14 protein-coding genes are annotated in these 24870 nt (G+C 47.3%); 8 read left to right on the plus strand and 6 right to left on the minus strand.

All coding sequences use genetic code 11. The features are described from left to right. Positions 1-230: 230 nt before the first annotated feature. Both QUA00_RS16240 and QUA00_RS16245 read right to left on the minus strand, forming a co-directional pair. Complete coding sequence (locus QUA00_RS16240) at positions 231-770, minus strand: GIY-YIG nuclease family protein (RefSeq protein WP_333410229.1); 540 nt, start codon at positions 768-770, stop codon at positions 231-233. Positions 771-836: 66 nt separating this feature from the next. Continuing rightward, a complete protein-coding gene (locus QUA00_RS16245) occupies positions 837-1163 on the minus strand; it encodes a hypothetical protein (RefSeq protein WP_333305821.1) in 327 nt (108 codons plus the stop codon). 321 nt (positions 1164-1484) lie between these two features. On the opposite strand from QUA00_RS16245, the gene QUA00_RS16250 reads away from it, so the two are divergent. Next, on the plus strand, positions 1485-2282 hold the full coding sequence (locus tag QUA00_RS16250) for a hypothetical protein (protein WP_333410230.1): 798 nt from the start codon (positions 1485-1487) through the stop codon (positions 2280-2282). A 156-nt stretch (positions 2283-2438) separates the two neighbouring features. Here the strand turns inward: QUA00_RS16250 and QUA00_RS16255 are convergent, their stop codons facing one another. Further along, positions 2439-3302, minus strand: a complete 864-nt coding sequence (locus QUA00_RS16255) for a sulfite exporter TauE/SafE family protein (protein WP_333305823.1) — start codon at positions 3300-3302, stop codon at positions 2439-2441. A 157-nt stretch (positions 3303-3459) separates the two neighbouring features. Beyond that, on the minus strand, positions 3460-4302 hold the full coding sequence (locus tag QUA00_RS16260; RefSeq protein WP_333410246.1) for a pentapeptide repeat-containing protein: 843 nt from the start codon (positions 4300-4302) through the stop codon (positions 3460-3462). A 650-nt stretch (positions 4303-4952) separates the two neighbouring features. Between QUA00_RS16260 and ilvD the strand changes: the two genes are divergently transcribed. From ilvD to QUA00_RS16275, 3 genes are all read left to right on the plus strand, one after another. Beyond that, entirely contained in the window at positions 4953-6638 is a 1686-nt protein-coding gene (gene ilvD / locus QUA00_RS16265) for a dihydroxy-acid dehydratase (protein ID WP_333410231.1), read from the plus strand. Between the two features lie 139 nt (positions 6639-6777). Then, positions 6778-6999: a hypothetical protein gene (locus tag QUA00_RS16270; protein ID WP_106332686.1), complete on the plus strand. Its 222-nt coding sequence runs from the start codon at positions 6778-6780 to the stop codon at positions 6997-6999. Next, the gene (locus QUA00_RS16275; RefSeq protein WP_333138275.1) at positions 6992-7408 is read left to right on the plus strand and encodes a hypothetical protein; all 417 of its coding nucleotides are present in this window, start codon (positions 6992-6994) and stop codon (positions 7406-7408) included. The genes QUA00_RS16270 and QUA00_RS16275 overlap by 8 nt, the downstream gene beginning before the upstream one ends. Before the next feature lie 193 nt (positions 7409-7601). Here QUA00_RS16275 and QUA00_RS16280 read toward each other — a convergent pair whose 3' ends face one another. Next, positions 7602-8132: a hypothetical protein gene (locus tag QUA00_RS16280; RefSeq protein ID WP_333410232.1), complete on the minus strand. Its 531-nt coding sequence runs from the start codon at positions 8130-8132 to the stop codon at positions 7602-7604. A gap of 450 nt (positions 8133-8582) precedes the next feature. Further along, positions 8583-10493 carry an ATP-binding protein gene (locus QUA00_RS16285; RefSeq protein WP_333410233.1) on the minus strand — a complete coding sequence of 637 codons (1911 nt, stop codon included), beginning with the start codon at positions 10491-10493 and terminating at the stop codon, positions 8583-8585. A 1183-nt stretch (positions 10494-11676) separates the two neighbouring features. Between QUA00_RS16285 and QUA00_RS16290 the strand changes: the two genes are divergently transcribed. The 4 genes from QUA00_RS16290 to iscB all read left to right on the plus strand — a co-directional run bounded on the left by QUA00_RS16290 (position 11677) and on the right by iscB (position 24800). Beyond that, the gene (locus QUA00_RS16290) at positions 11677-20391 is read left to right on the plus strand and encodes a PAS domain S-box protein (RefSeq protein ID WP_333410234.1); all 8715 of its coding nucleotides are present in this window, start codon (positions 11677-11679) and stop codon (positions 20389-20391) included. 9 nt (positions 20392-20400) lie between these two features. Then, a complete protein-coding gene (locus QUA00_RS16295) occupies positions 20401-21477 on the plus strand; it encodes a hybrid sensor histidine kinase/response regulator (protein WP_333138267.1) in 1077 nt (358 codons plus the stop codon). 57 nt (positions 21478-21534) lie between these two features. Next, positions 21535-22668 (plus strand): hybrid sensor histidine kinase/response regulator, encoded by a 1134-nt coding sequence (locus QUA00_RS16300; protein ID WP_333138265.1) that lies wholly within the window; start codon positions 21535-21537, stop codon positions 22666-22668. Positions 22669-23528: 860 nt separating this feature from the next. Beyond that, entirely contained in the window at positions 23529-24800 is a 1272-nt protein-coding gene (iscB, locus tag QUA00_RS16305) for an RNA-guided endonuclease IscB (RefSeq protein ID WP_333138263.1), read from the plus strand. The last annotated feature ends 70 nt before the right edge of the window (positions 24801-24870 follow it).

Here is a 24870-nt window from a genome sequence, read left to right on the forward strand (position 1 = left end):
TAATTTATTAGTCCTCTTTTAGAGGACTTTTGCTATTAGACAGGGAATTCATTCCCTGGCGGACTGCCGGGTGAGCGGGAGGACTGGCGGACTAAAATCTTAAGTTGAGACTAATGGGCGCGGCGCCGTCTCGAAAGCTGTGGGTAATATTAATTACCATGCTACGGGATTTGATAGAAGTCCTCATTACAAACCGGGGCTGATTGTGGGGAATTGACCAGAGAGCGTATTTACTTTAAATCCAACAATCCGCTCGTTTTCAGCTTGGGATTAAACCGGATTTCTTCAGTTACGCCGCGAGCTTTCAGCAGCGCGAAAATTTCATTTTCCACGCGCCGCGCGACATTTTTCAACAATTTATCTTTGGCAATTTCATCGGCGAAGATACCTTCATAATTTGCCGTTTCTTGGGCAGTCATTACAGTTTTGGTGTCGATGGGATCGTTCCACTTGCCAGCATCGGCACCGTTACCCTGGGGTTGGGAACCGTTTTCGGCAATCCAACTTTCTCTAATGCTTTCTAGGATAGTGCGGCTGGGCTTGTCAATAGTTTGGACTTTCAGCCAGTAGCAATATTGGGTTTGGCGTACCAAATGCTGTTTAAGGCTGAGGTAAATGTCGCGAGAATAGCCGACAAATTGCAGGACTTTCTCGCTGTCAAAAATCGCGTAAACGCCGATTTTTCCCTGTACAAAATCGGGCAATTTCCCCTCGGAGTCTATGTAGGGAATGAATTCTAAGCTGGCGAGAGATTGAATGTCTTCTGTCATCCGATTTTAGATTTTAGATTTTAGATTTTAGATTTTAGATTAAACCACAGATTAACCAGCCTTTACCTAACTCTTGAAAACTCGATAAACGGCACAGAGGCGACTGGGTTTAAATATTTTGGCTTGGAACATGAAATTAGGCGGGACGTTGACGATCGCAAAATCGGTCGATTGATGATACTTTTCAAATTCCGCAGGCATTCCCTTGGGCGTCTCGCTGCTGTAAGGGACTGGCTGGAAAAGTAACTCGGCAAACTCAATGCGGGAGCATTGCAATTGTAGCGCTACTTGTTTGACAAAGCTTTCACCGGTTAATAAACCGAACAGTGCAGTTTTAGCATCGGGTTCGAGGACAAAACTGCTATCGTAGCTTTCAATAATCTTAAGACCCATTTTCTGTATACTCCTGACAGACGGCGGTGAACGCTTATTGGTTAACTGTTGAGCGATCGACTTAATCCTGAATTTTACCTGAGACTGACCGTTTTAAACGCACAAGGTATCCGGCAGGAGGTCAATCGATTTTAGATTTTAGATTTTAGATTAAAGAATTGAAGCATTGACCCCACGGATGAATCCGGGGGCTTGTATCCTGGATGCTTTCGGTCAATAAAAATACCACAATCAGGAAATTTTGACCACTAGCCCTGATTTATTTGCCGATCGCTTTTATCATGTCGGTATCGCCATCTATCCGACTACGACTAAAAGGCTATGCAGAAGATTGAAAAAGCATCATTCCCAGCTTCCAGAAGTGCCCCGAACCAGCCGGACTGGCTAGAATTGGTAGAATACGCCTCAGTTGCTGGTTCAGCTATTGGCACAATTGCTGCAGGATTGTCGGGCCAAATTGTCTACGCTGCCGCCCCCTTAACCGCAGCACTCTCCATAAATCTCGCCAATCGCCAGCGTTTCGAGCAACAAATGCAACAAAAGGCAAATTCTGCGATCGCGGAGGTACAGGCCTCCGTAGAACCTCGCTCGCAGCAAGTTCAGATACTACCTGGAGAACCTGCGGAACTCTACACCGCCGTCTCCGACTTGCAGCAAAAACTCCTGGGCTTGGAATCCGGCGTCATCGCCGAGGTACAAGCTGCCGTAGCCTCCCTCGAACGCCAAGCCCAGGCGCTGCCTGCCGACTCTCAGGATTTCCACACGCAACTGTCAGATTTGCAGCAAAAACTCCGCATTTTGGAAAATAGCGCCCTCAGAGAGCATGATTGGGAAAATGTCAACGTCCGATTTTTATTGATGGGCGAACAGTTAACTGAAGTTAAAACTATTACGGCTCAGTTACAGGAGCGATCGAACGAAGTAGACTTGGATCAAATCCAAGGTTCTCTCAAGCAATTGCAGGACTTGCTCGATCGACCCACAATAGACACAGGGATGCTGCAAACCGAGATTCAGAATTTGCAGCAGCAAGTGTCCGAGTTGCAGAGACAAAATCAAGAAATTGTCAAGCCTTATTTGCAGCGTCTGACTCGTGCCGTGAAGAAACTGAGTCAGTAGTCAGTAGTCAGTAGTCAGTAGTCAGTAGTCAGTAGTCATTAGTTAGTAGTCAACTGTCAACTGTCAACTTCAACTGTCAACTGTCATTGTAGCCTTAACCTTGTTCCCAGGCTCTGCCTGGGAATACATACCCGGAGGCTCTGCCTCAATTACCAATTACCCGTTAATAAATTTTTGCCAAGCTTGCCAGAAAACATAAATCGATAACACTGCCAAGAGCGATCGAAAAGCTAAACTAACAATACGATCGGGCAATCTCGGCAAAAACCGCGTACTCACCTGCGCGCCCAACAAACCGCCGCCGCCAAGAATTAACCCCACAACCCACAAAACATTCCCGCGCGCCGCGTGTCCCGCCGTCGCAGAAATTGCCGTGATGACGATGACGCCCAAGCTGGTTTGAATTGCGGTTTTAATGCTTTCTCCTAACAGCAAAATTTGCAGGGGAACCATAATCACGCCGCCACCTACGCCGAACAAACCCGCTAATAAACCCGCCGCACTGCCAGTAGCAATTTTAGCAAAAGTTGGATGGAATATAATATTTGAATTATTGGGTAATTCGTGATTGGTAATTGGTAATTGAGCATTTTCTCCTTGTCCCGCTTGTCCTCCCAGTTCCCCTTGTTCTAGTTCCGCTTTCTTCTTAGCTGTCAGGCGCTTGCGAACTTCAATCAAATAAATATTCAGCCACAGCAACAGCCCAAAAGTAACTAGCACCAAGTAAGGCGGAAATATCGTCGCCCAATAAACACCGATTTGTGCTGTAATGACGGCAGGAAATCCGATGCCGGCGACTTGGCTCAAGCTGAGGTAGCCCATGCGCCAATTCTGGATGCTGCCAGAAATAGCTGTAATGACGATCGACAAACCGCTAGTAGCAACCGCTTGCACCGGAGCGTAATTGAGAGCCACCAATAAAGGCACGAGCACCGTACCGCCGCCGATACCCAAAAATCCAGCTAGAATTCCCGCAAAAATTCCCGCCGCACCCAACATCAATAATTCAGTGATACTCATTAGTCAGTAGTCAGTAGTCAGTAGTCAGTAGTCATTAGTCAGTAGTCAGTAGTCAGTAGTCAGTAGTCAGTAGTCAGTAGTCATTAGTGAACAGTGAACAGTCAACAGTGAACAGTCAACAGTGAACAGTCAACAATCACCAATCACCAATCAAATTTTAAGAATCATTAGTCGTGCCGTCTGGCATAATTGCCCGCCTCAAATCTGCATCGCGGAAGTTAGTTCGATTGAGATTAGCATCAATCAAAACCGCTTCCACCAAAACAGCCCCGCTGAAATTAGACCAGCACAGCTTTGCCCGGTACAAATTAGCACCGCTCAAATTAGCTCTTGCCAGCGTTGACCAACTCACATTAGCAACTCTCAAATTAGCATTGCTCAGATTAGCGTCGGTGAGATTAGCTCCAACCATCGTTACTTGGCGCAAGTCTGCACCAGCCAAGTTGGCCCCGCTCACCATCGCCCCGCTGAGAATTGCCTGAGTCAGATTAGCTCTTTCTAAAAGCGACTCGCTGAGGATGGCATTTGTCAGGTTTACCGCCTTGAGAGTTGACCAACTCAAATTTGCCTTCATCAAATTAATACGAATCATGCTAGCGTCGGTTAAGTTGGCCGCAAACAAATTCGCTTGGGTAAAGTTGGCTTCGGTCAAGTTAGCTTCCGTCAAATTAGCCTTGGTCATGTTGACTTCTCTCGCCATTGAGCCGCGCAGGTTGGCTCCCATCAGGTTAGCCCCGCTGAGATTGGCGCCGCTCAAATCGGTACCGATGAGATTTGCTTCGCTGAGGTTGGCTTCCGTCAAGTCCACCCCTGCCAATTTCACCTCGCGCAAGTTCGCTCCCGTCAGGTTAGCGCCTTTGAGGTTTGCGTCTTGGAAATTCGATCTGGTAAAGTTAGCCTCGCTGAGGTTTACCCCTTTTAAGTCGGCCCCGGCGAGGTTAATTTCTCGAAAAATTCTTTCTCCGGCCGCATATTGCCTCAGAATTCGATCGGCCTCCATGTCATTCGCCTCGCAATTTTTTTTAAACGTTAGAGTGATGGGTGTTACCACATCATCCCAGATAACCACGGTATTCACTCTGCACGCTGTAGTATCTGTAGAATCTTTGCATTGCTTTCCGGGCACTGCTGTGCCACTCCCTCTTAAAGGGCCTGACCGAAGAACGAGACGCAAGCCCCCGGCCCGGGCCGTGGGGATAAGTCGGTAGCGGTTTCAACCGCCTTCAGTGTTTGATATAATTTGAGTAGCAAGTAAGAACAACCATCTACGTGAGGAATCATTCTAGTACGGAGGAATCCCGGCAACGGAGATATCCGCCTTTGATGCGGAATACTTAAAGGGCAAATAATGGCAGAGTGAGGAGCGTACCTATCTGGCTTTTGTGGTGGACTCAGAAAGCGAAAAAAATTTGAAAGTAAGCGCAATTGCAACACCGCTGGTGCTGGTAGTTGTTTTGAGCGTCTAGGGGGACTTTTGCCTGTCCCTTTCAACTTCGTCTTGAAGAATCCCCCGGCCCCGGCCGTGGGGAGTGTCAAAAATATCAACGCTTCTGAGAAAATTAAAATAGCGTAAAACTCTCGGCACTGGGCAGTCAACAGCCAGCAGCAAAGAAAAACAGACAACAGACAACTGACAAAGGAAATTTTAAAATGCCTGAAAATTTGAGAAGCCAAGCTGTGACTGGAGGCGTGCAGCGCGCGCCCAACCGAGCAATGCTGCGGGCAGTCGGTTTTGGTGACGGCGATTTCACTAAGCCGATTGTGGGGATTGCCAACGGGTACAGCACGATTACGCCCTGCAATATGGGATTGAACGAGCTCGCTTTGCGGGCTATTGCGGGTGCAAGGGAAGCCGGCGCCATGCCGCAGATGTTCGGTACGATTACTATCAGCGACGGGATCTCGATGGGAACTCAAGGGATGAAATATTCTCTGGTGTCGAGAGATGTGATTGCGGATTCGATAGAAACAGTTTGCAACGGCCAAAGTATGGACGGGGTGCTGGCTGTCGGCGGTTGCGATAAAAATATGCCGGGGGCGATGATTGCGATCGCCCGCATGAACATTCCTGCTATTTTTGTTTACGGCGGCACGATCAAACCCGGACACCACAACGGACAGGATTTAACTGTTGTCAGCGCTTTTGAAGCAGTCGGCCAATTCAGCGCGGGCAAAATTGACGAAACAGAACTCAATGCAGTCGAACAAAAAGCTTGTCCGGGTGCGGGTTCTTGCGGCGGAATGTTCACCGCAAATACGATGTCTAGCGCTTTTGAAGCGATGGGCATGAGTTTGCCTTATTCTTCGACAATGGCTGCTGAGGATGCCGAAAAAGCTGACAGCGCTGCCGAATCTGCAAAAGTTATGGTGGAAGCTGTCCGCAAACAGTTGTTACCGAGCCAAATTTTGACTCGCAAGGCCTTTGAAAATGCGATCGCGGTCATCATGGCAGTCGGCGGTTCAACCAACGCTGTGCTGCATTTATTAGCCATTTCCAATGCGATCGGCGTTGAGTTGTCCCTCGACGATTTTGAAACTATTCGAGCAAAAGTACCGGTGCTGTGCGACCTCAAACCCAGCGGCAAATACGTAGCAACCGATTTGCACAAAGCCGGCGGCATTCCTCAAGTAATGAAAATGCTGCTAGAACAGGGTTTGCTGCACGGAGACGCGCTGACAATTACCGGTCAAACTGTTGCCGAAGTGTTAGCAGATATTCCAGCCGAACCCCGCACCGACCAAGATGTCATCCGCCCTTGGAACAACCCGCTTTACGCCCAAGGACATTTAGCAATTCTCAGGGGAAATCTGGCAACAGAAGGAGCCGTTGCTAAAATTACCGGCGTTAAAAAACCACAAATTACCGGCCCAGCGCGCGTATTTGAATCTGAAGAAGATTGTTTGGATGCAATTCTAGCGGGCAAAATTCAAGCCGGAGATGTGATTATCATCCGCTACGAAGGGCCCAAAGGCGGGCCGGGAATGCGCGAAATGTTAGCACCAACTTCGGCAATTATTGGCGCTGGTTTAGGCGATTCTGTCGGGTTAATTACTGACGGCCGCTTCTCTGGCGGAACTTACGGCATGGTTGTCGGTCACGTTGCACCAGAAGCACAAGTTGGCGGGACAATTGCTTTGGTAAAAGAGGGCGATTCGATTACGATTGATGCTCAAAATCGCTTGTTGCAGCTCAATGTTTCTGATGCAGAATTGGAGCAGCGGCGGGCTCTTTGGCAGCCTCCTAAACCTCGCTATACTAGGGGCGTTTTGGCTAAATATGCTAAGTTGGTTTCTTCTAGCAGTATCGGTGCTGTTACTGATTTGGGTTTGGGTTGATAATTCTTGTGATATCCCCGACTTCTTAAAGAAGTCGGGGATATGCGTATTATGTTTTTAGGTTGTGCTTACCGTAAAGGTGGTTGTTTCCTACAAAATACGATATGATTTAGTTTTTGGTAACTCACATGAAAAATAAATGATCAGAGATCCAGAAGATCCAGATTTAAGTTGGGAAGATTACGAAAAATTACTTGCAGCCAATCCAGACAGACCGTTTTATGTCCCTGGCAAAACCTTTATAGAACAGTTTTATAAAGCTCAAGAGCGCTGCGACAAATACGAACGCCGAGCACAACATCACAGTGATTGTACACTCGGAATTTACTGGACTTGTGAAGAGGATAAAACTGATGAATAAACAACAATACAGACTACGTTCGCTGCCAAAAGACCACTGGATACTGGCACTGTGCCTAAACCTAGTGTACAAACGAGAAATGACCCCAGATAAGGCGATTGGTTGCATAACTGAAGCCAATATCCCATTCGATTTGATGTACCAGTGGAGTGCCAAACGGGAGGAGATTGATGTTTTGGCAGTATTTTATATGGCTCGACTTGAAGATATTCCACTTACAGACGAGCAACATCTGTTTCTGTGGGATTTGTTTGGGAATGAAAGCTTGTTAGGCATGGGAGCGGGTAGTATTCGAGACTACGAAAATATTTCGGTTCGCGCTCACATAGAAAAAGTCAATGATGCGCCGCCAAAACCGAACTGGTATGTCAACCTTGGAAAATCCCCGCAAACTGTATCCTCACACTAACAATACCATAAGGTGACGAGAAGGAACGGATTTAATCAATTTATAAAATTGGTATATAGCAACCTTCTTGGTAATTAGGATGTTTTTAATTGCTGAAACCATTGATTTGATTGCTTCTTCCTTATTCCTTTAAATCCCCGATTTCTTCAAGAAGTCGGGGATTTGGGTGTTATGTTTTGTCAACCATCAACAATTAACTACGCTGATTCAAAAAGCGGCCTGCCATCGACATGGCGTCAGTAATATCTACATCGCCGTCTCCATCTGAATCTAAAAACGTATTCAAAACGGGATTGCTGCCTTGGGCTGGGTTTTGGGCGTTGCCGCCGGTTTGTAGCAAATTCAGTATGAGCGGCACCAACACAGGTATCATCGCCTGCACTGTGGCGTTATTCAAACCGGTTCTGTGGGCGATATCGTTCACTATCTGCGTCAGTTGGCCTGCGCCGAACAAACTCTGTACCGCTTGCGGATTGGGATTTGTGCCGCTAAATTGGTTGACAACTTGTTGAGCTTGTGCGTCTCCTGACTGCGATCGCACGTTTTGCAATGCCGATCGCACGTATCCGCCCAAAACCGACATTGCTAGCTGAGTCGTACCCGCATCGACGCCCTGGTTGCCGCTCAACTGCTCTACCGCACCGATAATGTTGCCCAACTGATTGGGATTTGCTTGTTGGTTGGGATTGTCGATCGCGCTCAAAATTTGGTCAAATAGTCCCATAATTTTCGCTCCGTACAGTTGTTTCTCAACTTTAAATTATAGCAACTCCTGTTTTTCAAGATTACGGAAAATAGTTGTGATTTGGGTATTGTCACTCATTTAGTGGGGTAGCGACAGCCAGTCAATCGATTTTAGATTTTAGATTTTAGATTTTAGATTTTAGAATTGAAGCATTGAAGCATTGACTTGCGCGAGATAAATTCGGGGGCTCCTTTATCGGATACAGGTTTTTTATTTCTGGGCCCTGAGTCTGCGCGTTGGAATGAATCACGTGGCGGGTATCCTTGATGCTTTCGGTCAGTAAGCAATCTCATACAATTTTAGATTTTTGATGTGAGATTTTTGATTTGGCATGAATTATGACATCAGAGTTTAGATTGCGGGCTGAGAGTGATCTTCTTTTTTGAAACTGATATAAAAACTGAGAATTTTTAAGTTTTTACAGTTCCTCTATCCTCGGACTTGGTTGGCGTTCCCGTTGCAGAGCGAATTATAATCGCGAGAAATTGGAGGTTTTACCTGCGTATTTTGCATCAAATCCTCATGCTTAATCGGCAGGGCGATCGAAAATTCCGTCCCCGTTCCCACCTCAGACCAAAAGTTAATTGTCCCCCCGTGTTTATTAACGATAATTTCGCGACCAATTGCCAATCCCAAACCAGTACCTACACCTCTGGGTTTAGTAGTAAAGAATGTTTCAAACATTTTTTCTTGGCTCTCTGGTGCTATTCCCGTACCGTTATCAGAAATTCGCACTACCACTGAGTCGTCGTCCAAGTATTCTGTCGCAATCACAATTCTCGGCGAAAAACTCGGTGTTTTCTGTTGGCTTGAGTCCGAAGCCGATTGTTTTTTCGCATCCTCAGAGCTGGTTTTATCAATTTTTGCTTTCTCTTCCACAGCATCTAGTGCATTGTTGAGAAGGTTCACAAACACCTGGTAAAGCAAACCCATATAGCCTTCAACAGTCGGAATGTTTCCGTAATTTCGCACCACTTCAATGCCCTGTTTGATGCGGCTGTTGAGAATCAGCAAACTGCTGTCTATGCAGGCGTGCAAATCGACGGGATGAGGGGCTGCCTCATCGAGGCGAGAAAAATCTTTCAAACTTAAGATAATAGCTTTTGCTCTTTCAGATCCTACTTGCATCGAGTCAAATATTTTGATCAAATCTTCTTTGAGAAAATCGATGTCTATTTCTTCGCCTTTCTCGATCACTGCCGCAGGCGGGTTGGCAATTTCTGTTTCGTAAGTTTTGAGCAAATCTAAAATATCTTCAACATAATTTCTGGCTGGGTCTATATTGGCATAGATAAAATTGATTGGGTTGTTAACTTCGTGAGCAACACCGGCTAACATCCGCCCCAAAGTTGCCATTTTCTCATTTTGAAGTATCTGGCTTTCTTGTTCAGATTTCAATTCTTGAAGCAACTGATTTACTTTCTGAATCAGTTGATTCAGCGAAGCTGCTAATACTCCCACTTCATCGGTGCTGGTAACTGGTACTTGCAACTGAAAATTAGATTCTTCAGTGACTCGCTGAGCAATTTTAGTTACAGCGGCGAGGGGTTTGGCGATCGCCCGACTGGTGAAGCCCGCCAGCACTGCTGCAACGACGATCGACAGTACCATGCTACCCAAAATTATTTGCACCCGCAGCGCCTGGGCTCGCAGCAGATCCTCCCGCCCTGCATCTTCTTGTTGTTGGGCGCGATCGATAATTGCTGCTATATCATTGACAGCCCTATCTAGTTCCAACCCTATTTTATCTCGATCTAAATTCGACAGCAACTTACGTTTTACACGTTGTTGAGCGGGGTTATTTGGCAATTTACTGATTTTTTTATTAACTATTTCTAATCGAAAAAGATAATTAGACAATAGCGAATCGCAAGTTTTTTTAAATTGTTCTATGCCTTCTATGTCTTCCATGTATTTAGATTTTTTGACTTCAGATAGCAAAACCTTCAAACTGTAAATATTATTTTGTAGCTGTTGGTATTTGGTGTCAAAAATTTTGGGCTTTTCGAGCCAGTTAATCAGCCCCTCTTGGGTGTTTTGCGTTCGCAGTAAAGCCACCTGCAACTTATTTAAAAGCTGACTTTCTCGATCGATGTGTACTTGATTGTTAGTTCTGCGATAGTAATGAGTACCCACCAACATCCCGACAGTCGTTCCCCCAATCGCAACACAAAGAGCCAATGCGTACCCACTGCTGATTTTGTCGCGAATACTGAAGTTGCCCAAGGAACGGGCTATGTGAGCGAAATAATTGGGCTTTGGTGGCTGGCTGTCTTTGATGTTATGCTCGCAAGAGGTAGAGAGTTCTTGTGAAGGCTGATTTAGAGGTTTGAGCTGCATAGATGCTAACCTGTGAATAATTCACGCACTGACAATTCAGTCTAACTTAACTCGCGGCTGATTTGAGAGTACCGCATGGATACTTAATTTGATAATTTTTGTAAATTAGGACGCTTTTACCCTGCCTAAGAAACCCGGTTTCTCGTTTCGCCTTTCAGAGCTTCCAAGACGCACTTACGTTAAGAAACCGGGTTCCTGACTACTTAATGTGATATTTGTTTCTTAATAAAAAAGTATGGCTCGAATTGCGAGGGAATAAATCACCGAATAAATAAGTATAGTCTTTCTCAGAAAGATCAGGTACTATAGGGCATAGGGTATAGGGCCTCTGGCATACCTCACCACGCTTGAGAACCGCTGTAGTTCGGTTTTTTCACGCCGATTTACTAAAACTATATTTGAGTGTTGACCTCGTTGAACATAATCGGTTGTATTCCCTTTCTTGGGATTTCATAATTAATCAACAATAATTATAAAAATTTATTGTCCGGCTAGTTCTTGTAGGGGAGCATCTCATATTTGTAAAAACACTTCTTCTGGCTCCTTCCTTCTTCCTTCTTCCTTCTGACTCTTTTCTCCTGGCTCCTGACTCCTGACTCCTAACTCGAATTTCTAGCGGAGGGCGGCTTTCATTGAGATGCTCTCTCTTGTAGAATAAGGTTTAACCTAGCTCTTTCAAGCCTTCTAATTTTCAAGTAATTCGCTTAGAAAATACCAGAGTTTTTGTTCATTGCTTAATCCCACTACACGAGATATTGCTGGTAGTGTTTTACGCTTCATATTAGAAAATTCCCACATGAAAGTAATTAAAAGCCTCACAACTTCTCACTTATGGAAATAGTATTTGGTAGGCTTTGTATAAATCACAGTAATCGTCGATCCTCAACAAATTTTATCGTTACGGCGGGTTCTCCGAGCTTCAACATAGTCGTAAAGGGTTTACGGCACTTTCTATTTTTATGATCTCAGGAAAGTGATGAAAGAGCGTTACCTTAGAGTCGCCGAATATCCCTAACTAATTTTATGCAGGAGCCAACAGTAAGTAAATATAATATTTAGAGAATAATGTCGTGCACCTAAGTAACTATTCTCGTTAGTATGGCTGACGCCAGGCTAGGCTATCAGCTCATGTGTTTAAGGCGAAGTGTTAAAAAAAAAATCAGCAATAAAACCCTATAAACTCATGTTCATGCGTACTACGGCTCTCACTCCAATAGAACTCAGGACTGCGATCGTCCGGCACCCCTTGGTGGTTTCGCTCGATACGACGGTGATGGATGCGATCGCCCAAATGAGCGGCGTGCGATCGCTCTGCAACACCGCTAGAACGGCGGATGGTCAACTCGACGACCTCCACAAGGAGGCGCGATCGAGTTGCGTGTTGGTAGTGGAAAACGAGCAATTGGTCGGCGTACTGACCGAGCGAGACGTGGTGCGGCTGAGTGCCCAGCAGCGTTCCTTGGAGAATTTGGTGATCCGGGAGGTGATGGCACACCCCGTCGTCACCCTCCGCGAGTCCGCCTTCACCGATTTATTTTTTGCGATTAATCTGCTCCTGCAGCACCACATTCGCCATTTGCCCATCGTGGACGAGCTCGATCGCCTAGTGGGCCTAGTGACTCACGAAAGTCTGCGCCAAATATCTCGACCGATCGACCTGCTGCGGTTGCGTATCGTAGCAGAAGTGATGACCCGCGAAGTGATTTGTGCTGCGCCAGATACTTCCCTACTGGCCATCGCTCAACTTATGGCAGAGCATCGCGTCAGTTCCGTGATGATTGTGCACCCAGGCGGAATCTCTGCTGAACCGCTACAAATGCCAGTGGGGATTCTCACCGAGCGGGATATTGTGCAATTTCAGACATTGGGCTTGAACCTGGAAACCTGTCTAGCTCAGGCGGTAATGAGTACGCCGATTTTTGGCGTTAGATCCGACGATTCGCTCTGGACTGTGCAGCAGATCATGGAGCAGCGATCGATCCGTCGGTTGGCGGTGACAGGGGAGCTAGGAGAACTATTAGGCATCGTCACCCAGACCAGTTTGCTGCAAGCCCTCAACCCGCTGGAGCTATACAAGCTGGTCCAGAAGTGGGAAGAGAAGGTGGTGCGCCTAGAGGCGGAAAAGGTAGCGCTGCTAGCAAATCGCAACCTTGAGCTCGAGCAACAGGTGGAAGCTCGGACAGCCGCTCTCAACACCAAGGTACAACGAGAGAAATTACTCGCAGACTTGGCCACCCAAATTCGCTCGTCCCTAAGCCTGCAAACGATTTTGGATACGACTGTGCAGCAGGTGCGGCAAGTGATCGGCTGCGATCGCGTCAATATTTGGCGGTTTGAAGCCAATAGGGAAATCATTGTCGTGGCAGAATCCACCGACTCGTCCCTGTCTCTGTTGGGCGAACGGGTCAATGAGACCTGCTATAAGCAAGACAATCCTGAGATTTATCGTCAGGGATATGTTCGCGTCGTACCAGATATCTCCACAGCCAACATATCAGACTGTCATCGGCAGATGCTGAGCCGCCTCCAGACAAAAGCCAAACTTTTGGTGCCGCTACTGTGTGGCGATGAGTTATGGGGCTTGCTCAATGCCAGCGAAAGCCAGCACGCCCGCGCCTGGCAACCGGAAGAAGTCGAACTGGTACAAGCCTTATCAGTGCATCTGGCGATCGCCATTGGGCAAGCCACGATCCACCAAAAATTGCAGAAGGAACTGGTAAAGCGACAGCGGATCGAAGCCACCCTGATCGAGAGCGAAGAACGCTACGCCGCCCTTGCCGCAGCCGCTCCGGTGGGGATTTTTCGCACCGATGCGGAGGGGCTATGCACCTATGTCAACGATCGCTACTTTCAGATCAGCGGACTCACACCAGGAGCCACTATCGGACAGGGATGGCAACGAGGAGTGCACCCCGACGATCGCGATTGGATCATTGCCCAATGGGAGCAATTCATCCAAGGTAACGACTCTTTTGAACTCGAATATCGCTTTCAACGTCCCGACGGTGAAGTAAGGTGGGTTTATGGGCAGTGCGTCGCCGAACTCGATGCCAATGGACATCGGAGCGGCTCTATAGGCACCATTACCGACATTAGCGATCGCAAACGAACAGAAGCCTTCCTGCAAGAGAGCGAAGAACGCTACGCCACCCTCGTGGAAGTCGCACCAGTGGGGATTTTCCGCACCGATCCTGGGGGCAACTGCATCTATGTTAACGATCGCTGGTGTCTGATCACCGGACTCAGCCCAAAGGCCGCCATCGGGGAAGGATGGCGACAAGGGCTGCACCCCGAAGATCGCGACTCGATCGCGGTCGAATGGCAAAAATCTGTCCAAGAAAATCGCCCTTTCGGGCTCGAATATCGCTTTCAACGTCCCGACGGTGCTGTGGCTTGGGTATATGGGCAGTCCGTTGCCGAACTGGATGCAGACGGGCAAGTAGTTGGCTATGTAGGCGCTATTACAGACATTAGCGATCGCAAACTTGCCGAAACCGCCCTGATCCAGAGCGAAGCCCAGAGCCGAGCCATATTAGCAGCAGTTCCAGACTTCATGTTTCGCATGGGTGCCGATGGTATTTATCGGGGGAGGGTGACAGCCCATCGTCCGCTCGACTTCCTGGGTACAGATTTCGATAGGCCTGGTGTGGCGATGGTGGATCTTATTTCAGGAGAAATTGCGACCCGACATCTACACCACCTAGAGCAAGCCTTACGCACAGGAGAACTGCAAGTTTATGAACAGCAGGTGCACATTGGCCCGCGCCTGCAATATGAAGAGGTCAGAATTGTCAAGAGCGGCGAAGATGAAGCCTTGTTTATGATTCGAGACGTTACGGATCGCAAACAGGCCGAGCGACAACTGTACCAACTAAACCAACAGCTAGAAGCCAAAGTCGAAGAACGCACCCAAGAGCTTTGGCAAGTCAACAGCCTGCAACGCGCCATCCTCGATGGTGCTGATTACTCCATCATCTCCACTAACCCAACAGGCATCATCCAGACCTTTAATGCTGGAGCCGAAAGGATGCTCGGTTACAGTGCAGCAGAAGTGGTCGGCAAAGGTACGCCCGAACTCATCCACGATGCAAATGAGGTAATTGACCGGGCAGCATCACTCTCTGCCGAACTAGGGCAAAATATTCCCCCCGGCTTTGAAGTTTTTGTTGCCAAAGCACGCCAAGGTGTTCTCAGCGAAGAAGAGTGGAGCTATATCCGCAAAGATGGCTCTCGATTTCCTGTGTCGCTATCCATCAGCGCCCTCAAGGATGTCAATCAGCAAATTATCGGCTTTTTAGGTATCGCCAAAGATATTAGCGATCGCAAACGTGCAGAAGCAGAACTACAGAAAGTATCGGATCGCCTCGCTTTGGCCCTCAAATCAGGGGCGCTCGGCTGTTGGGACTTCGATCTTGTACACAACACCGTCTTGTGGGATGAGCGGATGTACGAACTGTACGGTGTCACAAAACAATCTGATTCCCTTGTGGTTTACGACATTTGGGCAAGCCGGCTACATCCCGAAGACCGCACCGCCACCGAAACATTGCTCCAGCAAGCCGTCTTAGGAGAGGCAGAATTTGATACCGAGTTTCGAGTGTTGCATCCCGATGGCAGCCTCCACTTTATTAAAGCCTATGCTGTCGTCGTGCGAGATGCCCAAGGCAATCCCCAGAGCATGATTGGGCTCAACTTTGATATTAGCGATCGCAAACAAGCTGAACTCGAACGACAGCAGTTAATTCAAGAATTATCAGCCTTTAAACAGGCCTTGGATCAGTCTGCCATCGTGGTCATCACCGATCGCGAAGGGGTGATATCCTACGTCAACGATCGCTTCTGTGTAGTCTCTGGCTACTCCCGCGATGAACTCATGGGCAAAACCCATCGCCTAGTCAACTCTGGCTATCATCCCCCTGCGTTTTTCCAAGACCTGTGGCAGACCATTGCTAGCGGTCATGTTTGGCGCGGTGAAATTTGCAACCAGGCAAAAAACGGTAGCCTGTACTGGGTTGCCAGCACCATTGTCCCCTTTTTGGACGAAGGCGGGCGACCTTTTCAGTATCTAGCCATTCGCTTCGACATTACCGATCGCAAGTTGGCCGAAGCAACGCTTCGGCAGGAAAATACTTTCCGTCAACAAATTGTAGAAAACATGACAGAAGGGCTGTGCGTTTTCTATGAAGTTGAGGAGTTTCCCTTTCTGTGCTTCACAGTCTGGAATCAGCAAATGCAAGCGATTACGGGTTACACCTTAGAAGAAATTAACCGTCTGGGGTGGTATCACAGCTTGTACCTGGATAATCAAGAATCTCAAAAACAGACGATTGCCGACCTGAAAAAGATGCGACAAAGGGGCAACTTAATCGCTCTGGAAAGGGAAATCCGGCGCCAAGATGGACAGTGCCGTACTATCTCCATTTCCACCTCTATCCTATCGATGGATGATAAACATCTCTATGTGCTTGGCCTGATCCAAGACATTACTGAGCGTCAACAGACAGAGCGAGAAAATCGCCTGTTGAAAGAACGCCTCGAATTTCTTCTAGCCTCCAGTCCCGCCATGATCTATAGCTGTAAGCCCTATGGGGACTATGGAGCAACCTTCATGAGCAAAAATATCGAAGCCATTTTGGGCTACAAACCAGAAGAATTTTTATCGGAATCTGGCTTCTGGGCTAACCATATTCACCCAGAAGATGCCCCTAGGGTTTTTGCACATATATCCGCTCTCTTTGAACACAACACTCATCAGCATGAATATCGATTTTTGCATCGCGATGGTCACTACGTTTGGCTACGGGATGAGCTGCGCCTGGTGCGAGATGAACAAGGCAAGCCAACCGAGATTATTGGCTATTTTGCAGATATTAGCGATCTCAAACAAACCCAAGAAACCCTAAAAAGACAACTGGCGGCAATTGAGGCGGCGATCGACGGCATTGCGATTATCCAAGGAGAGACCTACCTCTATGTGAATCAAGCCCATCTAACACTGTTTGGCTACGAACATCCCCAAGAACTGCTGGGCAAAACCTGGAAACTTTTGTATTCCCAACAGGAGTTAGAACGGTTTGATCGGGAAGTCTTTCCGGTGCTGATGCGCGATCGTGCTTGGGAGGGAGAGGCGATCGCCACCCGCAAAGATGGCTCTACCTTTGCCGAAGGGCTATCCCTCACCCTCACAGACGATGGATTATTGATTTGTGTATGCCGGGATATCAGCGATCGCAAACAGATCGAAGCCGAATTAGCAGAGAGTGAAGCTAAATTCCGGCGGCTGGTAGAAGGGGCTAATGATTTGATCTGGTCATGTGAACCCGATGGCATACTCACTTATGTGTCACCGCAATTCACGACCATGTTTGGCTGGGATGAGCGTGCATGGATTGGTGAGTCGTTTCTACATCTGGTGCATCCAGACGATCGCTCTTTGCTGGTTACATATTATCGGGAGAATCTCAAATGTGGTAAAAAGTCAAGTGATTATGAGTTCCGAGTTCGCCACCGAGATGGCAATTATGTCTGGGTGAGAAGCAGTCCCACACCCGTTATAAATGCTGAAGGGGAATTGATTAGCATCCAGGGAATTTTATCGGATATCAGCGATCGCAAACAAGCTGAACTCGCCAGGGAAAGCAGTGAAATCCGCTTCCGCCGGGTGTTTGAGTCCAGTGTGAGCGGCATGATATTTGCCGATTTTCAGGGGAACATTATCGATGCCAACGATCGCTTCTTACAGATGGTTGGCTACACGAGGGAGGAACTAAATGCGGGGCTAATTCATTGGGATGCCATGACCCCCCCCGAATATGTCCACGCTGATGTTGTAGCGATGGAGCGCGTGATGCAGGATGGCACGAGCGAGCCCTGGGAAAAGGAATACTACCGTAAGGATGGCAGCCGGATTTCTGTCCTGATGGGAGCCGCACTCCTCCCAGACTCAGACGATCAAACTATTTGTGTATTAGTAGACATCACCGATCGCAAACAGGCCCAGAAGGCTTTGCAGGAATCTCAGCAGTTTCTGCAAACGGTACTCGATACCATCCCGCTTTCGGTGTTTTGGAAGAATCGAGAGTCTGTTTTTTTAGGATGCAATCAGCAGTTTGCCAAAACTCTAGGCTTGCCATCTACGACTGAAAGTATAGGTAAAACAGATTTAGATATTTGCCACGCAGAAGTCGAGGCGAACGGTTATTGTGCGATGGATCGGCGGTTAATCGAAACGGGTGAAGCTATATTAGGGATCGAAGAAACGCTAACCCTACCCAATGGTAAACCAATATTTCTCGAAACCCACAAGGCTCCCCTGCGAGACTGCTCAGGTAATATTATTGGTCTGGTAGGCACGTTTCAGGATATCACCCATCGCAAAGAATCCGAACTGAGATTGCAACAACAAGCAAAACAGGAGCGTTTGCTGGGAGCGATTACTAAACGGATGCGATCGTCTCTGCATCTGGAGGAGATTCTCAATAGCACTGTTGAGGAAATCCATCAGGTATTGCAATCAGACCGAACCCTGGTTTATCGGGTTTATCCTGAAGGGACGGGGGCTGCCATTGCTGAATCTGTTTCGCCAAATACGTCTAAGCTCTTGGATATCCTCTTCCCTGAAGAGGTTTTCCCCGAAGAGAACTACGATCGCTATATCCAAGGAAAAGTTTATGCCCTCAACGATAGGGAAGATGAAAACGAGTCAATCTTACCCTGCTTGGTTGAATTCCTCGCAGAAATCCAGGTCAGAGCCAAACTCGTAGTTCCAATTATTCAGAATCAAATCCTCTGGGGATTGCTGATTGTTCATCAATGCGATCGTCCGCGCCAATGGCAAGAGTGGGAAATCAATTTACTTAAACAAATTGCTAATCAATTAGCGATCGCCATTCAGCAATCTTACCTCTACGAACAGGTACAATCAGAGCTGGCTATCCGCAAGGAAACAGAAAAGGCGATCGCTTTACAACTGCAACGGCAGCGAACTTTGGGAGCGATCGCCCAGCAAATTCGCGAATCGTTGGATATTAACGAAATTTTGGCGACTGTGACACAGCAAGTCAAAGAAATCTTGCAAGGCGATCGAATCATCGTAATCCGGCTATTTGACAATGGCAGAAGTCAAATAGTTGAAGAATCTGTGTTGACCGAGTTTCCCGCGCTCAAAAACCTTTACTGGGACGACCAACTGTGGTCTCAAGAAATCCTCAACCACTATTGCCAGGGCAATCCCCGTATCGTCCCCGATATAATCACCGATATGGGGACTAATTGCTTGGTGGAATACGCAAGCGTTGGTCAAGTCAAGTCCAAAATGGTTGCACCTATCCTGCAAGAAGTCCGAAGCAGCGAAAGCCATAGAGGGGTTGCCCCCGGGCAAACCAACAAGCTCTGGGGGGTTTTAGTTGTCCATGCTTGCCGAGAAAAGCGAGTCTGGCAAGAGTCGGAAGCACAACTCCTGCAACAAATTGCTAACCAGTTGGCGATCGCGGTTCAACAAGCTAGCCTATTTGAGCAGTTGCAGCAACAACTCACCGAACGGCAACAAGCCCAGCAGCAACTCACCGAGCGCAACCAACAACTGGGAGCCTCTAACGAAGAACTGGCCCGTGCTACCCGTCTCAAAGACGAATTTCTTGCCAACATGAGCCACGAACTCCGCACGCCCCTTAACGCCATTCTGGGCATGAGCGAGGGGCTACAAGAGCAAGTATTTGGCATCGTCAACCAACAACAAATCAAAGCTTTACAAACCATTGAGCGCAGTAGCTCTCACTTGCTAGAGTTAATCAACGACATTTTGGATGTCGCCAAAATTGAATCCGGTCAAATGGAGCTCGATTGCACCCCAGTTTCAATCAATCATCTCTGTCAATCCAGTCTGCCATTTATTAAACAACAAGCCCTGCAAAAACGCATCCAACTAGAGATTAAAGTGCCACTCAATCTGCCCGACTTATTGATGGATGAACGGCGGATGCGCCAAGTCTTGATCAACCTGCTCAACAACGCGGTAAAATTCACTCCTAGCGGAGGACGCATCACCCTAGAAGTCAGCCGTCAACAGCGCCGGGCCGACCCAGATTCTGCCGATTCCCCACCCCATTTTTTGGTCAAAGAGACTCTGCGAATTGCCGTCATCGATACAGGTATTGGTATTGCCCCAGAACATATCAACAAACTGTTTCAGCCCTTTATCCAAATCGATGGCGCCCTGAATCGTCAATATCAGGGGACAGGCTTGGGGCTTGCCCTGGTGAAACGCATTGTCGAACTCCACGGCGGGCAGGTGTTGCTCACCAGCGAGGTGGGTGTAGGAAGTTGCTTCACGATCGAACTCGAGGGCAGGCACGGGGGCATCGAATTGGAGGGCAGGCACGGGGGCATCGAATTGGAGGGCAGGCACGGGGGCATCGAATTGGAGGGCAGGCACGGGGGCACTGCCCCTACTGGTGCGCCCTCCTCTGTTGCCCTGGAATCCCAGACAGAGCCCCGCATCGAACCCAGCGGGCCCCAACAGCAGGGAGGCTCTCCCTTAATCTTGCTGGCGGAAGACAATGAAGCCAATATCACTACGATTTCGAGCTACCTGAAAGCTAAAGGCTATCGCATTCTCTTGGCTAAGAATGGAGAGGAGGCGATCGCCCTGGCCAAGTCGGAAAACCCCAATCTAATTCTGATGGACATTCAAATGCCTGGTATGGATGGTCTAGAAGCTATGCAGCAGATTCGCTGCGATCCAAACTTAGTTGATCTGCCGATCGTTGCCCTAACTGCCTTAGCCATGACGGGCGATCGCGATCGTTGCCTTGCCGCCGGAGCCAATGATTACCTCACCAAACCCGTCAAGCTGAAGCAATTGGCAAGCACTATTCAACAACTTTTAGCTTCTAAGTAAGGATAACCCGTGAATAGACCATCCGTTTTAATCATTGACGACGAACCCAATAATTTTGATGTAATTGAAACCCTCTTGAGTGAGCAAGACTATCAATTGCATTACGCTGCCAGCGGGCAAGAAGCGATCGCATCCCTCGACATATTTGATCCCGATCTTATTTTGCTGGATGTGATGATGCCAGGAATAGATGGTATCGAAGTTTGTCGGCAAATCAAAGCCATGTCAAAATGGCAAGCCGTTCCCATCATTATGGTGACAGCATTAAACTCAAAATCAGACCTTGCCCGTTGTCTCACTGCCGGCGCTGACGACTTCATTAGTAAACCTGTAACTGCTCTTGAACTGCGTGCCCGAGTTCACTCCATGCTGCGAATTAAGCACCAGTATGACGACCTGCAAAGCTTACTAAAATTGCGGGAAGATATGGTTAAAATGGTAGTCCACGATTTACGCAATCCCCTGGCTGGTATCTTGCTTGGCTTGGAACTCCTAAAAAGCATAGAGTATCCTAGAGAACAACAACAAACCCAACTGGAGCGACTTTACTCATCAGCACAAGCTATACAGCTATTAATTGATGATTTATTGCAAATGGCTTTACTCGAAGCAGGTGAAAATCGTCTCAATTACGCAGAGGTTTATTTGTGCGATATCATAGAGTCTGCCATATCAAACTTTGAAGTAATCGCTGCTAAAAAAAATCAGTTGCTGGTCGCTCAGTTACCTGAAGAAACCAGTAGGAAAGTCTCGGTTGATGCCACCCTGATACATCGAGCGCTGGATAATCTCCTCTCGAATGCCATTAAGTTTTCCCCACGCAATAGTCAAATCATAGTGAATGTAGAATTCCTCACATCTGGCCATGCAAAAATCCAGGTTATCGACTCTGGACCGGGTGTTCCTGATACATTGCGACACAAGATTTTTGAGAAATACGAGATTGGAAATCTGATGTCGGAGGTCTCTCAAATAGGGTTGGGTTTAGCTTTCTGCAAAATGGTCGTTGAGGCACATGGGGGCGAAATTGGTGTGAGAAGCAACCAACCAAAAGGTGCCATTTTTGAAATCACTTTGGCAGCCTAGCTGACGGGTATCACCTGAACTCATAAAACTTTCTACATTATTGGAGTCGTTAAAATTATGTCTCAATTCTCTATCTTAATTGTTGATGATGAGCCGGATAACTTTGATGTGATTGAAACCCTGTTATCAGAGCAGGATTATCAATTGCATTATGCTGCCAGCGGGCAAGAAGCGATCGCATCCCTCGATATATTTGATCCGGCTCTTATTTTGCTGGATGTGATGATGCCGGGAATAGACGGCATCGAGATTTGCCGGCAAATCAAAGCCATGCCAAAATGGCAAGCCGTTCCCATCATTATGGTGACAGCATTAAACAGAAAGTCAGACCTTGCCAACTGTCTAACTGCCGGAGCCGACGACTTCATCAGTAAACCTGTAAATGCTATTGAAATGCGTGCTCGCGTGCATTCCATGCTCAGAATCAAGCAACAGTATGATAATATCCAGAACTTATACCACATCCAAGAAAATACCATCAATGCCTTGGAAAGCACCCTCAATGAGCTGCGTGGGAACTTAGCTTCTAGTCTATCCCACGAACTGAATACGCCCCTCAATGGCATCTTAGCCACGATCGGGTTGCTCAAGGACGATATCGAAGACATGGATATCGCCGAAATCCGTGAGATGTTAGGGTGGGCCGATGAATCTGGCCGTCGCCTAGAAAAATTAACGAAAAAATTCCTGATTTATTTAGAATTAGAACTATCCGCAAGTCGCCAGCACAAGATCGAATCTGCCCAAACTCTATTTTCAGCTTCCGCCATTGAAGCCGAGTTGAAATACCAGGCTCAGAGCGTCAATCGTAGCAACGATATGTTGTTCACTCTTGAGGAAGCGGAGATCGCTCTATCAGAGCGATATCTATCAACGATTCTCCATGAATTAATTGATAATGCACTGAAATTCTCCTCACCAGAGACAACCATTAAAGTTAGTAGTCAAGTCCTAGGGGAGATGCTGCATTTATCTGTACATGACTCCGGGCAGGGCATGACAGAAGAGCAAATTGCTAAAATTGGTGCCTTCATGCAGTTTGAGCGCAAGAGCTATGAGCAGCAGGGTACCGGTATCGGCTTAAAAATTGTCCAGAAAATTGTCGAACTGGCAGGAGGAGAGTTCTCAATTACCAGCATCTATAAAAAGGAAACAACGGTACATCTCACTCTGCCGATTGTCGGCAAATAGCAATCGATTCCGGTGCAACCGGAATCATTGTTGACTGTTGACTGTTGACGGTTGACTGTTGACGGTTGACTGTTGACGGTGAGTCAAAAAAATGAAAATTGCGCGAATTATTTGTTGGCATCGGGATTCGACTTTACGCCCGACGATGAAGGGCGGATTTGATATCATATCATGTCCGATTGATTAACCATAATATCCCGGTCGGGGCGGGTTTTTGAGATTGTCAATTCTTGGCAAGTATTGTTGGTGAACCCGCCCCTACGAAAATCGCGGTCGATCAACCGGATTTGATATCATTCCGGCGCAGCCGGAATTGATATGAGAAGGAATAAATTTGCTTTGCCTGGGAATGGCAACACATCAAAAAAGATGAACGAGCAGGACAAATATTTGACTCGGAATTAGAGCTTGCTTCTGCGGTAATTCATGGGGTGGAAGGTAAAGAAAAAACCGTACACAACCTTACACAACCTATTAAATTTAACTCGAATCACCCTACTTAATCTTTTGTTACATACGGGCGAATTTTCCCAGCGACTTACTTAGTTCTGGTGCAAGCTACAATTGCAGCAAGAGGGCGATCGCACTTTATCTGCACCCGCTACCACTAAAACCGTTCGTAAAAACCTACCCAAATCTGGACAGAAGTAGAAACTTCTACCCCGAGTAACGAACGTGCAGGTTAAGGCTTTCCGAAGCCTACGTTGGGAGGGTCATGACACCAGAAAATAAACGCCAGTTTTCTGCCCTGTCGAACTAGGTTAAAAAGTCGTGGTGAAAGGTTTATAAGCCCGTGCCTAGTTCCGAACAAGCCCTCTCAACATTACCGAGGCAAACATTACTTAATTGGATGACAGAAGATGTCAAACTACGTTTTTCTCATTGACGCTCAAAAAACACCGATGAATCCAATTCATCCAGTACAGGCAAGGAAATTATTAGAGCAGGGTAAAGCTGCTGTTTTTCGCAGATATCCCTTTACTCTAATTCTGAAACGAGCTATCGATATTCCAGTTGTTCATCCTCTTACTCTCAAAATCGATCCGGGTTCAAAAGTTACGGGATTTGCTCTTGTAACCGACCGGGATGAGGTTATTTGGGGGATGGAATTGAAGCATCGCGGGCAACAAATTAAACTAGCTCTTGACTCTCGTAGGTCTTTACGGAGAGGTCGGAGAAACCGCAATACACGCTACCGCCAGCCGCGTTTTCTGAACCGTTCGCGCCCTCAAGGGTGGCTAGCACCAAGTTTAAGGCATCGGGTTTTAACCACAGAAACTTGGGTCAAGCGTCTGTGTAAATTTGCTCCTATTGGTGAAATCAGACAGGAGTTAGTTAAGTTTGACACGCAAGCGCTAGAAAATCCAGAGATTAGCGGGTGCGAATACCAACAAGGCACTTTGTTTGGGTACGAGAGCCGCGAGTATTTATTAGAAAAGTGGCAAAGAAACTGTGCTTATTGCGGGATTGAAAATGTTCCTTTACAGATCGAGCATATTCACCCTAGAGCGAAAGGAGGTAGCAACCGTATCTCTAATCTGTGCTTAGCTTGTGAGAAATGCAACATCAAGAAAGGAACCAAATTAATTGAGCAGTTTCTCTCAAAAAAGCCCGATTTACTAAAGCGGATCTTAGGTCAAGCCAAGCGACCTTGTTTGGATGCAGCAGCCGTTAATGCTACCCGATGGGCATTGTTTAATCAACTCAAAAAAACAGGTTTGCCAGTCACAACAGGTACAGGAGGACAAACCAAATACAACAGGACTCGGTTGGGATTGCAAAAAACTCACTGGCTGGATGCAGCTTGTGTGGGTATCACCCAAACGCTGCAAGTCTTAACAGAGCGCATTCTCAATGTCACTGCAACTGGTTTTGGTGGAAGGCAGCGCTGCCAAACGGATAAATATGGCTATCCAGTCAAGCATCGCCCGCTGCGTCCAATTTTTGGCTTTTGTACTGGCGATATTGTTCGAGCCGATGTGCCGAAAGGTAAGTATCAAGGAACATTTACAACTAGAGTCTGCCCTATGTCGGATGGAAGAGGTGAGTTCATTATCAACAAAAAACGGTTTTCAGTAAGGCTCGATTACTGTAAAGCCATCCATCGCAAAGATGGTTACAGTTATGTCTGATATCTGAACAAAAACGGTAGTAATGTCCAGGTATGGGTAGAGATTATCGAGCAGTTCTTAACCCCGAAAG

The organism is Microcoleus sp. T2B6 (assembly GCF_036700475.1).
Taxonomy (GTDB): Bacteria; Cyanobacteriota; Cyanobacteriia; order Cyanobacteriales; family Microcoleaceae; genus Microcoleus.

What these genes read in the sequence shown, in the direction of transcription:
- QUA00_RS16240 (WP_333410229.1), bottom strand. Translation starts at nt 770, where the DNA reads ATGACAGAAGACATTCAATCTCTCGCCAGCTTAGAATTCATTCCCTAC.
- QUA00_RS16245 (WP_333305821.1), bottom strand. Translation starts at nt 1,163, where the DNA reads ATGGGTCTTAAGATTATTGAAAGCTACGATAGCAGTTTTGTCCTCGAA.
- QUA00_RS16250 (WP_333410230.1), top strand. Translation starts at nt 1,485, where the DNA reads ATGCAGAAGATTGAAAAAGCATCATTCCCAGCTTCCAGAAGTGCCCCG.
- QUA00_RS16255 (WP_333305823.1), bottom strand. Translation starts at nt 3,302, where the DNA reads ATGAGTATCACTGAATTATTGATGTTGGGTGCGGCGGGAATTTTTGCG.
- QUA00_RS16260 (WP_333410246.1), bottom strand. Translation starts at nt 4,302, where the DNA reads ATGGAGGCCGATCGAATTCTGAGGCAATATGCGGCCGGAGAAAGAATT.
- ilvD (WP_333410231.1), top strand. Translation starts at nt 4,953, where the DNA reads ATGCCTGAAAATTTGAGAAGCCAAGCTGTGACTGGAGGCGTGCAGCGC.
- QUA00_RS16270 (WP_106332686.1), top strand. Translation starts at nt 6,778, where the DNA reads ATGATCAGAGATCCAGAAGATCCAGATTTAAGTTGGGAAGATTACGAA.
- QUA00_RS16275 (WP_333138275.1), top strand. Translation starts at nt 6,992, where the DNA reads ATGAATAAACAACAATACAGACTACGTTCGCTGCCAAAAGACCACTGG.
- QUA00_RS16280 (WP_333410232.1), bottom strand. Translation starts at nt 8,132, where the DNA reads ATGGGACTATTTGACCAAATTTTGAGCGCGATCGACAATCCCAACCAA.
- QUA00_RS16285 (WP_333410233.1), bottom strand. Translation starts at nt 10,493, where the DNA reads ATGCAGCTCAAACCTCTAAATCAGCCTTCACAAGAACTCTCTACCTCT.
- QUA00_RS16290 (WP_333410234.1), top strand. Translation starts at nt 11,677, where the DNA reads ATGTTCATGCGTACTACGGCTCTCACTCCAATAGAACTCAGGACTGCG.
- QUA00_RS16300 (WP_333138265.1), top strand. Translation starts at nt 21,535, where the DNA reads ATGTCTCAATTCTCTATCTTAATTGTTGATGATGAGCCGGATAACTTT.
- iscB (WP_333138263.1), top strand. Translation starts at nt 23,529, where the DNA reads ATGTCAAACTACGTTTTTCTCATTGACGCTCAAAAAACACCGATGAAT.